This is a genomic window from Rathayibacter sp. VKM Ac-2801, assembly GCF_009834245.1.
Classification (GTDB): domain Bacteria; phylum Actinomycetota; class Actinomycetes; order Actinomycetales; family Microbacteriaceae; genus Rathayibacter.
Map to the genome: position 1 here is coordinate 2,245,989 of NZ_CP047183.1, position 13,457 is coordinate 2,259,445.

Consider the following 13,457-nt stretch of genomic DNA (forward strand, 5'->3'; position numbering starts at 1 on the left):
CCATTGTCGGAAGGGGCCGCCGACGGGTGGCGCGAGTGAGCCTTATTCGACGAGACCCCCTCCCACGAGGGGGACATCCGCGCTCAGCGCGCGAGGTGCGCCTCGATCACGGAGCTCTGGGAGCGTGCATCGTCGATCTCGTGATCGTCGCCGCAGTAGGCCATCAGCCAGCCGCAGTCCGACTTCCTGGTGGAGCCGAAGTAGGTGACGTCCAGGCCGTAGGTGTCGGCAGCCGTGTAGAAGGCTTCGCCGACGTCCGTCCAGGAGCCCGCGCCGCCCGCGGCGAGAGAGAGGCTCTGATCGCTCGGCCAGCCGACCTCGCCGACCGAGCAGTGCACCGAGTACTGCCGGCACCACTGTCCGAAGGTCGTGACAGCCGCCACGAAGACCTCCTCGTCGCTGCCGCCCTGCTTGTCCGAGCGCAGGGTCGTGCCCGTGCCGCCGGGGTAGAAGTGCTGGGAGTACACGATCCGGTCCAGCGGATCCTGGATCCACGGCCCGTCCGGCGCGATCGCGGCGACCGTGCCGGTCGTCGCCTCCCGCATCCCCTCGACCCAGATCGTGTGCCGATCGCCGGTTCCCCGGACGGCCGACACCACGGCCTGCGTGTAGGCCTTGTAGGTCTCGACGGGGACCAGCGCCCGCTTCACCTCGTTGAAGAGGTCGTACGCGGCGATGCGTCCGTCGTCCTGGAACTCCGTCGCGAGCAGGGTCCAGATCCGCTGCGCCTGCGCTACGGAGAGCCCCGACCCGAACCAGACGGTCCCCTCGGGCAGATCGCCCTGACTCGCCGGGTAGGTGCCGTTGTTGTGCAGGTCGAGCACGACCCGCATGCCGGCGGCGCCGATGGCGGCGATCTCGGTCCGGAGCAGCGAGACCGCCGCCGGATCGAGCCCCTTCGCCAGCGCGTCGTCGGTGCTCTCCCCCTCGGACTGCGGCTGCAGGAGCGACCAGGGCACCGCGAGCCGGACCACGGTCAGCCCGCGGCCCGCCAGGAACTCGTAGCTCTCGGCCGGATTGCCGGCGGTGCAGTCGACTCCGACGTCGACGCGCGACTGCAGGTCGAACACGTTCACGCCGCGGAGGTAGGACCGGCCGCCCAGGTAGTCGTCGACCGAGCCGATGGCAGTCGTACCCGTGGGCGACGCGGAGGCGGACGACGGCGGGCAGGCGACGGGAGCAGTGCCGTCGCTCCGCTCGAGGAGCCGCACGGCGACCACGACCAGAGCCGCGACCACCACGACGGCCAGGACGATCAGCGGTGTGCGGCGGAGCCGACGGCGCGGCCGGTCGCGTGCAGGGACGATGCGAGCCTCCCGAGCCTGCCTGCCCGGCGCGGCCACCGGATCGCCGCTGAGGTTAGCAGAGCCCCGCGACGCGTCAGCGCACCGCCACCGTCGCACGGTCGCGGCCGGTGAGGTCGCGCTGCGTGGTCGCTCCGCGCCAGCCGTCGGCGGTGAGCAGGACGCGGATCTCGGCGCCCTGCAGCTCGCCGTGCTCCATCACCAGCACTCCCCCGGGGCGGAGCAGGCGGAGGGCGGTCGCCGAGAGCGAGCGGACCACGTCCAGGCCGTCCTCGCCGCCGTAGAGCGCCGAGGGCGGGTCGAACAGGCGCACCTCCGGGTCGCGCGGGACGGCGGCGGCCGGGATGTAGGGCGGGTTCGAGACGACCACGGAGACGGTGCCGTCCAGCTCGGGAAGCGCCCGGGCGAGGTCGTCGAAGACGATGCGGGCGTTCTCGAGCCCGAGCCGCTCGCGGTTGCCGCGGGCCCAGATGAACGCCTCGGGAGCGTTCTCCACGCCGATCACGCGTGCGTGCGGCACCTCGTGCGCGAGCGCGAGCGCCAGGGCTCCGCTGCCCGTGCCGAGGTCGACGGCGATCGGCTCCGGGTCGACGACCGCTCGGAGGGCGTCGATCGCGATCTGCGCGACGCCCTCGGTCTCGGGGCGCGGCACGAACACGCCGGGTCCGACCGCGAGCTCGAGCGAGCGGAACGGCGCGATCCCGGTGATGTGCTGCAGGGGCTCGCGGGCCGAGCGGCGCTCGATCGCGCTCGCGAACGCGGCGACGTGCTCCTCCTCGACGGTCAGCCCCGTGATGAGGCGCGCCTGCAGCCGGCCGCGGCCGAGCCCGAGCAGGTGCCCGAGGAGCAGCTCCGCGTCGACGTCCGGCGTGGGGACGCGGGCGGCGGCGAGGCGGGCGACCGCCTCCGCGAGGAGGGTGCGCGCGTCGACGCCGGTCGTCACGAGGGTCACGCCTCCTCGGAGCCGATGTCGGCCAGGCGGGCCTCCTCGTCGGCCTGGATGGCGCTCTCGACCACCGGGTCGAGCGCGCCGTTCATCACGCCGTCGAGGTTGTACGCCTTGTAGCCGGTGCGGTGGTCGGCGATGCGGTTCTCGGGGAAGTTGTAGGTCCGGATGCGCTCGGAGCGGTCCATCGTGCGGATCTGCGTCTTGCGCGCGTCCGAGGCCGCCGCGGCGATCTCCTCCTGCTGGCGCGCCAGGATGCGGGCCCGCAGCACGCGCATGCCCGCCTCGCGGTTCTGCAGCTGGCTCTTCTCGTTCTGCATCGAGACCACGATGCCGGTCGGGAGGTGGGTGATCCGCACCGCGGAGTCGGTCGTGTTGACGGACTGCCCGCCGGGGCCCGAGGAGCGGTAGACGTCGATCTTGAGGTCGTTCTGGTTGATCGCGACCTCCTCGGGCGCGTCCACCTCGGGGAACACGAGCACACCCGTGGTCGAGGTGTGGATCCGCCCCTGCGACTCCGTCACGGGGACGCGCTGCACCCGGTGCACGCCGCCCTCGTACTTGAGGTGCGCCCACACGCCCTGCGACGGGTCGGTGGCGTTGCTCTTGATGGCGACCTGCACGTTCTTGTAGCCGCCCAGGTCGGACTCGTCGCGGTCGAGGATCTCCGTCTTCCAGCCCTTCGCCTCGGCGTAGTGCAGGTACATCCGGAGGAGGTCGGCCGCGAAGAGCGCGCTCTCGGCTCCGCCCTCGCCGCCCTTGATCTCCATGATGACGTCGCGGCCGTCGTCCGGGTCGCGCGGGATGAGGAGGCGCCGCAGCTTCTCCTGCGCCACCCGCAGCGACTCCTCCAGCTCGGGGACCTCCTCCGCGAAGGCCTCGTCCTCGCGGGCGAGCTCGCGCGCGGCCTCGAGGTCCTCGCCGGCCTGGATCCAGGCGGAGTGCGCCGCCTTGATCTGGCTCAGCTCCGCGTAGCGCCGGTTGACCTTCTTGGCGCGGGCGGCATCGGCGTGGAGGGCCGGGTCGGAGAGCTGCGTCTGCAGGTCCTCGTGCTCGGCGAGGAGGACGCTGACGGATTCGAACATGGGGTCCTGGCTTCCGGAGGTGGTCGGGGTCGGGCTCATCGCCCGGGGACGCGAAAACGTCCGCGGCCGCCCCCGGTGACAGGGGCGACCGCGGACGTCGGGGCGCTAGTGGTGGCCGTTGCCGTGGCCGGCGGTGGCCGGGCCGACGGCCGACTTCGAGACCTGCATGAGGAACTCGACGTTGGACGAGGTCTCCTTCAGGCGCGACAGGATGATCTCGAGCGCCTGCTGCTGGTCGAGCCCGGCGAGGGCGCGGCGCAGCTTCCAGGTGATCTTGACCTCGTCGGCGCTCAGGAGCATCTCCTCGCGGCGCGTGCCGGAGGCGTTCACGTCGACGGCGGGGAAGATCCGCTTGTCGGCGAGGTGGCGGGAGAGGCGGAGCTCCATGTTGCCGGTGCCCTTGAACTCCTCGAAGATCACCTCGTCCATCTTCGAGCCGGTCTCGATGAGCGCGGTCGCGAGGATGGTGAGCGAGCCGCCGTTCTCGATGTTGCGCGCCGCTCCGAAGAACTTCTTCGGCGGGTACAGCGCCGAGGCGTCGACGCCGCCCGAGAGCACGCGGCCCGAGGCGGGCGCGGTCACGTTGTAGGCGCGGCCGAGGCGGGTGATGGAGTCGAGCAGCACGACGACGTCGTGGCCCAGCTCGACCAGGCGCTTGGCGCGCTCGATCGCGAGCTCGGCGACGGTCGTGTGGTCCTCCGCCGGGCGGTCGAACGTGGAGGCGACGACCTCGCCGCGCACGGTGCGCTGCATGTCGGTGACCTCCTCCGGACGCTCGTCGACCAGGACGACCATCAGGTGGACCTCGGGGTTGTTCTGCACGATCGCGTTGGCGATCTGCTGCAGGACGATGGTCTTGCCGGCCTTGGGCGGCGCGACGATCAGGCCGCGCTGTCCCTTGCCGATCGGGGCGACCAGGTCGATGATCCGCTGGGTCAGCTTGCCGGGCTCGGTCTCGAGGCGCAGGCGCTCGGTCGGGTAGAGCGGCGTGAGCTTCTGGAACTCGACACGCGCCGCGGCCTCCTCGACGGTCTGGCCGTTGATCGAGTCGACGCGGACGATCGCGTTGTACTTCTGGCGGCCGCCGCCCTCGCCCTCGCGGGGCTGGCGGATGGCGCCGACGACCGCGTCGCCCTTGCGCAGGTTGTACTTCTTGACCTGGCCGAGGGAGACGTAGACGTCGCTGACGCCGGGCAGGTAGCCGGTGGTGCGCACGAAGGCGTAGTTGTCGAGGACGTCGAGGATGCCGGCGACCGGGATGAGGACGTCGTCCTCGCCGATCTCGGGCTCGAAGTCGTCGCCGATAGCTCCGCCGCGGCGCTTGCGGTCGCGGTAGCGGCTGCGGCGGCCGTCCTCGCCCTCGGCCTGCTGGCCGTTCTGTGGCTGTCCGGAGCCGTTCTGCTGAGGAGCCTGCTGGCCCTCGGACTGCGCTGCGCGCGCGACCTGGCCGTTCTGCGGCTGGGACGGGGCGGCGGGGCTCTGCTGGGCGTCGTTCTGGCGGTCGTCCCCGCGGTTGCGGTTCCGGTTGCGGCGGTTGCGGCCGCGTCCGGTGCCCTGCTGGTCGCCGTTCTGCTGCTGGTCGCCGCCCTGCTGCTCCTGCTGGTCGCCGGAGTCGGAGGAGTCGGCGTCGTTCTCGGCGGGCGCCTGCTCGGCCTGCTCGCTCTGCTCGGAGCCGCCGCCTCGGCTGCGACGGCGTCCACGGCGCTCGCGCTGGCCGCCCTCGCGGGAGGAGTCGTCCGACTCCGGCCCGTTCGGCAGCTCGATGTCGATGACGGGCTTCGCGGCCTGGTCGGCGTCGCGGTCCTGCTCGATCACGGGGAGGTCGGGGATCAGCGACTCGACGCCCGTCCCGCCGGGGATGTTGAGGTGCTCGCCGGCGGCGACGGTGCCGCTGGAGGCGCGGCGCGAGCTGCGACGGCGGGGCGTGCGCTCGGCGGGCTCGGCGACCGGCTCGGCCGCCGCGGGGAGCTCGAGCTCGACGGGGGCCGACTCGGCGGCCGTCGCGGCGGGCTCGTCGACGGTGGGCGCGGCCTGCTCGAGGACGTCGGCCGTGTCGGCCTCGGTGCTCTCGACGGGCGTCGGCAGCTCCGCCGGCGCCTCGGGCTGGGGAGCGGACTGCTCGGCCACATCGGCCGGCTCGGCCTCGACGCCGGTGGCGTCGACGTCCGGGGCGACCGCTGCGTCGTCCGGAGCGACCGCGTCGGCGACCACGGCGGGCGCGTCCTCGGCGGAGGCGGCGCGCAGGTCCGAGATGGCCTGGACCAGCTCGCCCTTGCGGAGCTTGGAGGCGCCGCCGAGGCCGAGCCGCGTCGCGAGAGCCTGGAGCTCGGCGACGCGCAGACCCGAGAGGTCGGCGGTGAGATCCACGGTCGAGCCGTGGGTGTTGACGTCTGTCACTGGAGAGGGTTCCTTCCCCCCGGGAACGAGTGCTCACCGGGAGAGCTCATCGACCGTGCGGTGCCATCGCGTGTTCTGATCCACGCGATGCTCTCGGCCGCCGGGACCGACTGCCGCAGAGAGCGAGGAGAGGGCCCGGAGACCAGGCGCCGGTCTGCAAGAGGAGCAGGGGCGCCCTTCACACGATGTGATGGCCGTGGTTGTCGGGACGATCCGTCGGACAGATTCCGCTCGTTACGCGGTTCCTCGGGATGCGGTCCCCACTGTAGCACCCTTGAAGTCGACAGCCAGCATGTGCGCGCGCCACGGCGTGGGGGCTTCCCGCTCCACGAGATCCGCGGCGGCGAGGCGCTGCGCGGGGTCGCTGCAGAGCACCAGGACGCTCGGTCCGGCACCCGAGACGACGGCCGCGTAGCCGTGCGAGCGCAGCAGCGCGATCAGCGCGGAGGTCTCGGGCATGGCGGCCGCGCGGTAGTTCTGGTGCAGCTTGTCCTCGGTCGCCGCGAACAGCAGCTCGGGGCTCTGGATGAGGGCGGCGATCAGGAGTGAGGAGCGCGAGACGTTGAACACCGCGTCCTCGTGCGGCACGCTCTGCGGCTGCAGCGAGCGGGCCAGCCGCGTCGACATGGTGTGCTCGGGCACGAAGACGACCGGGGACACGCCGCGGTGGACCATGAGCTTCTTCGAGCGCGGGCGCAGCGGCGAGTCGTCCGCGCCGGAGGCGTGCGGCTCGACCCAGGCGATGGTGAGGCCGCCGAACAGCGCGGGCGCCACGTTGTCGGGGTGCCCCTCCATCTCGGTGGCGATGCGGAGGAGGTCGTCCGAGTCGAGCACGACGACGCCCTCGAGCAGGCCCTTCGCGGCCATGATCCCGGAGACGATCGCGGCGCCGGACGAGCCCATCCCGCGGCCGTGCGGGATGATGTTGCGGGCGATCACCTCGATGCCGGGCATCTCCTGCCGCTGGTCGGCGAACGTGTACGCGATGGCCTGGACGACGAGGTTCGTCTCGTCGGTCGCCACCTCGCCCTCGCCGACTCCGTGCACGGTGACCCGCGCACCCGTGGCCGCGACGGCCGTCACGTCGAGCTCGTCGTAGAACGAGAGCGCCAGGCCGAGGGTGTCGAAGCCGGGCCCCAGGTTCGCCGAGGTGGCGGGGACCTTGACGTGGACGGTGCGGCCGACGGGAACCGCCGAGGTCATGCGCCGGCCAGCCCCAGCACGTCCGCGATCGCGGCGGTGTCGACCGGCACGACGGTCGGCGTGATGTCCGCGCCGTCGGCGGTGCGGAGCGCCCACTGCGGGTCCTTGAGCCCGTGGCCGGTGACCGTCAGGACGACGGTGGCGTCCTTCGGGATCGCTCCGGCCTCGGCGCGCTCGAGGAGCCCCGCGACGCTGATCGCCGACGCCGGCTCGACGAAGACGCCGACCTCGCCCGCGAGGATGCGGTACGCCTCGAGGATCTTCTCATCGCTGATCGCGCCGAAGTAGCCGTCGCTGACAGTCCGCGCGTTCAGGGCGAGCTCCCACGAGGCCGGGTTGCCGATCCGGATCGCGCTGGCGATCGTCTCGGGGTGGCGGACCGGGGCGCCGTGCACGATCGGAGCGGAGCCCTCGGCCTGGAAGCCGAACATGCGCGGGAGGCGGGTCGACTCGCCGCGCTCCAGCTCCTCCGAGTAGCCGCGGAAGTAGGCGGTGTAGTTGCCCGCGTTGCCGACCGGGACGATGTGGAAGTCCGGCGCGTCGCCCAGGACCTCGACGACCTCGAAGGCCGCGGTCTTCTGGCCGGCGATGCGGTCCGGATTCACCGAGTTGACCAGGTGGACCGGGTAGTTCTTGGCGAGGTCGCGCGCGATGTCGAGGCAGTCGTCGAAGTTGCCCTGCACCTGCAGCAGCTGCGCGTTGTGCGCGATCGCCTGGCTGAGCTTGCCCAGGGCGATCTTTCCCTCGGGCACCAGGACGGCCGCGGTGATGCCGGCGTGCGTGGCGTAGGCGGCGGCCGAGGCGGAGGTGTTGCCGGTCGAGGCGCAGATGACGGCCTTCGCGCCGTGCTCGACGGCCTTCGAGATCGCCATGGTCATGCCGCGGTCCTTGAAGGAGCCGGTCGGGTTCATGCCCTCGTACTTGACCCACACCTTCGCGCCGGTGCGCGCCGAGAGGGCCGCCGCGGGGATGAGCGGCGTGCCGCCCTCGCCGAGAGTGATGACCGGGGTCGCCTCGGTGACATCGAGGCGGTCCGCGTACTCGTGCAGGACTCCGCGCCACTGCTTGGCCATCTCAGGCTCCTTCAACTCGTAGAACGGACGTCACGGCGCCGACGAAACCATGCGAATGGAGGGCGGTGACGGTGGCCGCCAGATCGGATTCCGCCGCGGCGTGCGTGCCGATGACCAGGGTAGCGGTCGGCTCGCGCCGCTCCGCACCGCCCTGCTCCTCCAGCGGGTCGGCGCCGGGCGGGGTCTGCACCAGGGTCTCGACCGAGACGCCGTGGTCGGCGAAGACGCCCGCGATCTGCGCGAGCACGCCGGGGCGGTCGAGCACCTCGAGGGTGACCTGGTACCGGGTCGTGACGTGGCCGATCGGGAGGACCGCGAGCCCGGAGCTCGCGCTGGTCACCAGGCCGGGGCCGCCGACGACGTGGCGGCGGGCTGCCGAGACGACGTCGCCGAGGACCGCGGAGGCCGTCTCGATCCCGCCGGCGCCTGCGCCGTAGAACATCAGGTCGCCGGCCGCCTCCGCCTCGACGAAGACCGCGTTGTTGGCGCCGTGGACGGCCGCGAGCGGGTGGGAGCGGTGCACGAGCGCGGGATAGACCCGTGCGGAGACGCCCTCCACACCGGTCTTGGCGTCGGTCAGCCGCTCGCAGATCGCGAGCAGCTTGATCACGTAGCCGGAGTCGCGGGCCTGGTCGACCTGCGCCTTCGTGATGCCGGTGATGCCCTCGCGGTGCACCAGGGTGACCGGGACGTCGGTGTGGAACGCGAGGCGGGCGAGGATCGCCGCCTTCTGCGCCGCGTCGTATCCCTCGATGTCGGCGGTCGGGTCGGACTCGGCGTAGCCGAGCTCGGTGGCACGGGCGAGCGCGTCCTCGAGGCTCGCGTGCTCGGTGTCCATCCGGTCGAGGATGTAGTTGGTCGTGCCGTTGACGATGCCGAGGATCCGGTGGACCCGGTCGCCGGCGAGGCTGTCGCGCAGCGGCCGGATGATCGGGATCGCGCCGGCGACGGCCGCCTCGTAGTTGAGCTGGGCGCCCACCTGGTCGGCCGCCTCGAAGAGCTCGTTGCCGTGGGCGGCGAGCAGCGCCTTGTTGGCCGTGATCACGTCCGCGCCCGACGAGATCGCCGTGAGGATGTGGCTGCGGGCGGGCTCGAGCCCGCCGATCAGCTCGACCACGATGTCGGCGCCCAGGATCAGCGACTCCGCGTCGGTGGTGAGCAGGTGCTTCGGGATGTCGGCGGTGCGGGGCGCGTCCACGTCCCTGACGGCCACGCCCACGAGCTCCAGCGGCGCCCCCACGCGCTGGGCGAGCTCGTCGCCGTGGTCGAGCAGGAGGCGCGCCACCTGGGCACCGACGGACCCGGCGCCCAGCAGGGCGACGCGGAGGCTGCGGTACTCGATCATCGGGAGGTGGCCTTTCGTTCGATGCCGGCGTCGCGGCGGAGGAGGTCCTCCTCGGTCTCGCCGCGCACGAGGACGCGCGAGCGCCCGTCGCGGACGGCGACCACCGGGGGGCGCCCGAGGTAGTTGTAGTTGCTGGCGAGAGACCAGCAGTAGGCGCCGGTCGCGGCGACGGCGAGCAGGTCGCCCGGTCGGACGTCGGCGGGCAGGAAGTCGTCGTGGACGACGATGTCGCCCGACTCGCAGTGCTTCCCGGCCACCCGCACGAGAGCGGGCCCGGCCGAGGAGGAGCGGTCGGCGATCCGCGCCGTGTAGTCGGCGCCGTAGAGCGCCGGGCGGGCGTTGTCGCTCATGCCGCCGTCGACGCTGACGTAGCGCCGGACCGCGGTCGACCCCTCGGAGCCGACCGTCACGTCCTTCACGGTGCCCACTTCGTAGAGGGTGACGCCGGCGGGCCCGATCAGCGAGCGGCCGGGCTCGATCGCGATGTGCGGGACCGGGACGCCGCGGGCGGCGCACTGCTCGGCCACCGCGTCGGCGACGGCGGCCGCGATCTCGGCGATCGGGGTCGGGTCGTCGGCGCTGGTGTAGGCGATGCCGAAGCCGCCCCCGAGGTTGAGCTCCGGCACGGGGCCGTCCGCGAGCAGTGCCGCGTGGACGTCGAGCAGGCGCGACGCCGACTCCGCGAACCCGGCGGAGCCGAAGATCTGGGATCCGATGTGGCAGTGCAGCCCGAGGAACCGCAGGGAGGAGGAGGAGCGGATGCGGGCGACCGCGGCCGGGCAGTCGGCGAGCGCGAGGCCGAACTTCTGGTCCTCGTGCGCCGTGGCCAGGAACTCGTGGGTGTGCGCGTGCACTCCGCTGTTGACCCGGAGGCGCACCGCCTGCACGCGGCCGTGCCGCTCGGCCGCGGCCGCGACGCGCTCGATCTCGACGAGGCTGTCGAGCACGATCGTGCCCGCGCCCACCTCGACGGCCCGGTCGATCTCGCGGAGCGACTTGTTGTTGCCGTGGAGCCCGAAGCGCTCGGGCTCGATCCCGGCTGCGAGGGCCACCGCCATCTCCCCGCCGCTGGAGAGGTCGAGGTTCAGCCCCTCGTCGCGCATCCAGCGGGCGACCTCGGTCGAGAGGAACGCCTTGCCCGCGTAGTAGACGGTGACGCCGGTGCCGATGCGGCCGAGCTCGCGGGCGAAGACCTCGCGCATCTCGACGGCCCGGCGGCGGGCGTCGGCTTCGTCCACCACGTAGAGAGGAGTGCCGTGCTCGCGCACCAGCTCGGCGACGGGCACTCCGGCGATCCGGATCGCGCCGTCCTCACCGCGCTCGGCGCTGTCCGGCCACACTCCGTCGGCCAGGGCGTTCGGGTCGGCGGGCGTGAGCAGCCACTCAGGCGCGAGCGGATGCCGGGGGGCGCGGGCGCGGGCGTCGACGGTGTCCACGGGTGAGACCTCACAGGAGAGAGTGGGAGCGTCACTGCGGGGCGAGCGGGTCCGGATTGACCCCTGAAGCCAGCGATGTCAGTGTTCGGCCCGCGGAAGACGCCGGCACAGGGCTCCGATCCTACCGGTCCGGGGCGGCGGCGCCGCGCGGGCTCAGGCGCAGGTACCCGGTTCCTGCTCCGCGGGGTCGCTGAGGAACGTCGGAGAGAGCGCGAAGCTCGTGTTCAGGGACTCCTCGGCGACCTCGACTCCGGTCAGCGTCAGTCCGCGCGGCACCGAGTCCGCGATGCACACGGTGGACGGAGCGAGCAGGTCGCCGGAGACGGCGCCGAAGCGGTCGCGGAAGTCGGTCGCCGAGAAGGTCGCGCCGGCGGCGGAGACCTCGGCCGGGGTCAGCCGGATGGCTCCGTCCACAGCAGCCAGCTCCATGCCGACGCTCGCGCCGAGCCGGAGGCCGAGCACCTCGACGGAGGCGGTCACCCGCACGAGCGGAGCGTCCAGCGTCACCTGGTCGACCGGCACGGCGCTGCGCTCGGTGACGAGCCGCGAGACCGAGGCCGCGTCGATCGCGACCGTCGTGCTGCCGGACTCGACCGCTCCGACGCCGCTCACCGGCACGCCGATCAGGGTCGCGGAGACGTCGCCGTCGAGCTCGCCGAACGTCACGTCCGAGCTGCGCAGGTCGAGCCGGTCCAGACGCCCCGAGACGAGCTGAGGGAGCACGGCCCAGCCGGCGACGTCGACGTCCACCGCCCGGTCCGCGGGCAGCGCGAGCGCCTCCCGGAGACTCGCGGCGGCGCGGTCCGCGACGGCGCGGCGGGCGAGCGAGTCGCCCACCACCGCCGCGACCACGAGCAGCACCAGCACCACGACGACCACCACGGCCGCGCGTCCCCCGCGTCGGCGCCGCGGCGCCGCCCCCGACTCGCTCACATCCGGTCCGGAGCCGTGACGCCCAGGAGCGAGAGCCCGTTGCGGAGCACCTGCCCGGTCGCCTCGTTCAGGCGCAGCCGGGTCGAGTGCACGGCCTCGACCGGGTCCTCGCCCTGCGGCACGACCCGGCAGTTGTCGTACCAGCGGTGGTAGAGGCCGGCGACCTCCTCGAGGTACCGCGCGACGCGATGCGGCTCGCGCAGCTCCGCGGCGTGCGCCACGATGCGCGGGAACTCCTGGAGGCCGCCGAGCAGCGCCGACTCGGTCGGGTGCACCAGCGTCTCGGGCGCGAACGGCTCGACGGGGACACCCGACGCCGCGGCCTTCGCCGCGACCTGGCGGGTGCGCGCGTGGGCGTACTGCACGTAGTACACGGGGTTGTCGTTGCTCCGCTTGGTCAGCAGGTCGAGGTCGATGTCGAGGGTCGAGTCGGCGGAGGACCGCACCAGCGAGTAGCGCGCCGCGTCCACGCCGACGGCCTCCGTGAGGTCCTCCATCGTGACGACGGTCCCCGCCCGCTTGGACATGCGGACGGCCTCGCCGTCGCGGAGCAGGTTGACCAGCTGGCCGATCAGGATCTCGAGGTTCACGCCCGGGGTGTCGCCGAACGCCGCGCACATCGCCATCATCCGGCCGATGTAGCCGTGGTGGTCGGCGCCGAGCATGATGATCGCCCTGTCGAAGCCGCGCTCGCGCTTGTCGAGGTAGTAGGCGAGGTCGCCCGCGATGTAGGCCGCTTCCCCGTCGCTCTTGATGATGACGCGGTCGCGGTCGTCCCCGAAGGCGGTGGTGCGCAGCCAGGTGGCGCCGTCCGCCTCGAAGATGTGCCCGAGCTCGCGGAGCCGCTCGATCGCGCGGTCGACGGCGCGGGACTCGTGCAGGGAGTTCTCGTGGAAGTACACGTCGAAGTCGACGCCGAACTCGTGCAGGCTCTGCTTGATCTCGCCGAACATCAGCTCGACGCCGATCGAGCGGAAGGTCTCGGCGAGCTCCTCCTCGGGCAGGACGGCGAGGTCGCCCGGGTAGGCGGCCGAGACGCGCTCGGCGATGTCGGCGATGTAGGCGCCGCCGTAGCCGTCCTCCGGGGTGGGCTCGCCACGGTGGGCGGCGAGGAGGCTCCGCGTGAAGCGGTCGATCTGCGCGCCGTGGTCGTTGAAGTAGTACTCGCGGGTCACCTCGGCGCCCTGCGAGAGGAGCATCCGGGCCAGGCTGTCGCCGACCGCCGCCCAGCGCGTCCCGCCGATGTGGATGGGCCCGGTGGGGTTGGCGGAGACGAACTCGAGGTTCATCCGCACGCCGGCGTAGGCGGACCCGGTGCCGTAGGCCTCGCCGGCCTCGACGATCGCGCCGGCCAGGGCGCCCGCGGCCGCGGCCTCGAGCCGCACGTTCAGGAAGCCGGGACCGGCGACCTCGACCGAGGCGACGCCCTCGACCGCGCCCAGCCCCTCCGCCAGCTCGGCGGCGAGCTCGCGCGGGTTCGCGCCGACCCGCTTCGCGAGCTTCATCGCGATGTTCGAGGCCCAGTCGCCGTGGTCGCGGTTCTTCGGGCGCTCCAGCACGACGTCCGAGAGCTCGACGCCCGCGTCGCTCCCTCGTCGCTGCACGGCGTCGAGGACGAGGGCGTGCAGGGAGGCGGCGAGCTGTTCGGGAGTCACGGGGAGCGATTCTACCGGCCGCCGCGCCCGCGCCCTCCGTCTCACCTGCACCCCGGGGCCGCTCGGCAGGGCGGCGTTGC

10 protein-coding genes are annotated in these 13,457 nt (G+C 72.8%); all 10 read right to left on the reverse strand.

The annotated features are described in order from the left end of the window. Positions 1-83 precede the first annotated feature (83 nt). The 10 genes from GSU45_RS10355 to argS all read right to left on the reverse strand — a co-directional run bounded on the left by GSU45_RS10355 (position 84) and on the right by argS (position 13,377). Entirely contained in the window at positions 84-1,241 is a 1,158-nt protein-coding gene (locus tag GSU45_RS10355) for a cellulase family glycosylhydrolase (protein ID WP_159914763.1), read from the reverse strand. Positions 1,242-1,380: 139 nt separating this feature from the next. Beyond that, positions 1,381-2,256, reverse strand: coding sequence for a peptide chain release factor N(5)-glutamine methyltransferase (gene prmC, locus GSU45_RS10360; protein ID WP_159914765.1), 876 nt, complete (start codon positions 2,254-2,256; stop codon positions 1,381-1,383). Beyond that, positions 2,253-3,335 carry a peptide chain release factor 1 gene (gene prfA, locus GSU45_RS10365; protein ID WP_104232724.1) on the reverse strand — a complete coding sequence of 361 codons (1,083 nt, stop codon included), beginning with the start codon at positions 3,333-3,335 and terminating at the stop codon, positions 2,253-2,255. The genes prmC and prfA overlap by 4 nt, the downstream gene beginning before the upstream one ends. A 105-nt stretch (positions 3,336-3,440) precedes the next feature. Continuing rightward, on the reverse strand, positions 3,441-5,732 hold the full coding sequence (gene rho / locus GSU45_RS10370; RefSeq protein WP_159914767.1) for a transcription termination factor Rho: 2,292 nt from the start codon (positions 5,730-5,732) through the stop codon (positions 3,441-3,443). 234 nt (positions 5,733-5,966) lie between these two features. Then, positions 5,967-6,935 carry a homoserine kinase gene (thrB, locus tag GSU45_RS10375; RefSeq protein ID WP_159914769.1) on the reverse strand — a complete coding sequence of 323 codons (969 nt, stop codon included), beginning with the start codon at positions 6,933-6,935 and terminating at the stop codon, positions 5,967-5,969. Then, on the reverse strand, positions 6,932-8,008 hold the full coding sequence (thrC, locus tag GSU45_RS10380) for a threonine synthase (RefSeq protein WP_104223003.1): 1,077 nt from the start codon (positions 8,006-8,008) through the stop codon (positions 6,932-6,934). The genes thrB and thrC overlap by 4 nt, the downstream gene beginning before the upstream one ends. A gap of 1 nt (position 8,009) precedes the next feature. Beyond that, the gene (locus GSU45_RS10385) at positions 8,010-9,353 is read right to left on the reverse strand and encodes a homoserine dehydrogenase (protein ID WP_104223002.1); all 1,344 of its coding nucleotides are present in this window, start codon (positions 9,351-9,353) and stop codon (positions 8,010-8,012) included. Then, entirely contained in the window at positions 9,350-10,789 is a 1,440-nt protein-coding gene (gene lysA, locus GSU45_RS10390) for a diaminopimelate decarboxylase (protein ID WP_159914771.1), read from the reverse strand. The genes GSU45_RS10385 and lysA overlap by 4 nt, the downstream gene beginning before the upstream one ends. A 153-nt stretch (positions 10,790-10,942) precedes the next feature. Beyond that, on the reverse strand, positions 10,943-11,671 hold the full coding sequence (locus GSU45_RS10395; protein ID WP_159914773.1) for an LmeA family phospholipid-binding protein: 729 nt from the start codon (positions 11,669-11,671) through the stop codon (positions 10,943-10,945). A 47-nt stretch (positions 11,672-11,718) separates the two neighbouring features. Next, complete coding sequence (gene argS, locus GSU45_RS10400) at positions 11,719-13,377, reverse strand: arginine--tRNA ligase (RefSeq protein ID WP_159914775.1); 1,659 nt, start codon at positions 13,375-13,377, stop codon at positions 11,719-11,721. Positions 13,378-13,457: the final 80 nt, after the last annotated feature.

Coding starts and splice junctions, on each gene's coding strand:
- thrC (WP_104223003.1), bottom strand. CDS start 8,008: ATGGCCAAGCAGTGGCGCGGAGTCCTGCACGAGTACGCGGACCGCCTC.
- prfA (WP_104232724.1), bottom strand. CDS start 3,335: ATGTTCGAATCCGTCAGCGTCCTCCTCGCCGAGCACGAGGACCTGCAG.
- thrB (WP_159914769.1), bottom strand. CDS start 6,935: ATGACCTCGGCGGTTCCCGTCGGCCGCACCGTCCACGTCAAGGTCCCC.
- GSU45_RS10385 (WP_104223002.1), bottom strand. CDS start 9,353: ATGATCGAGTACCGCAGCCTCCGCGTCGCCCTGCTGGGCGCCGGGTCC.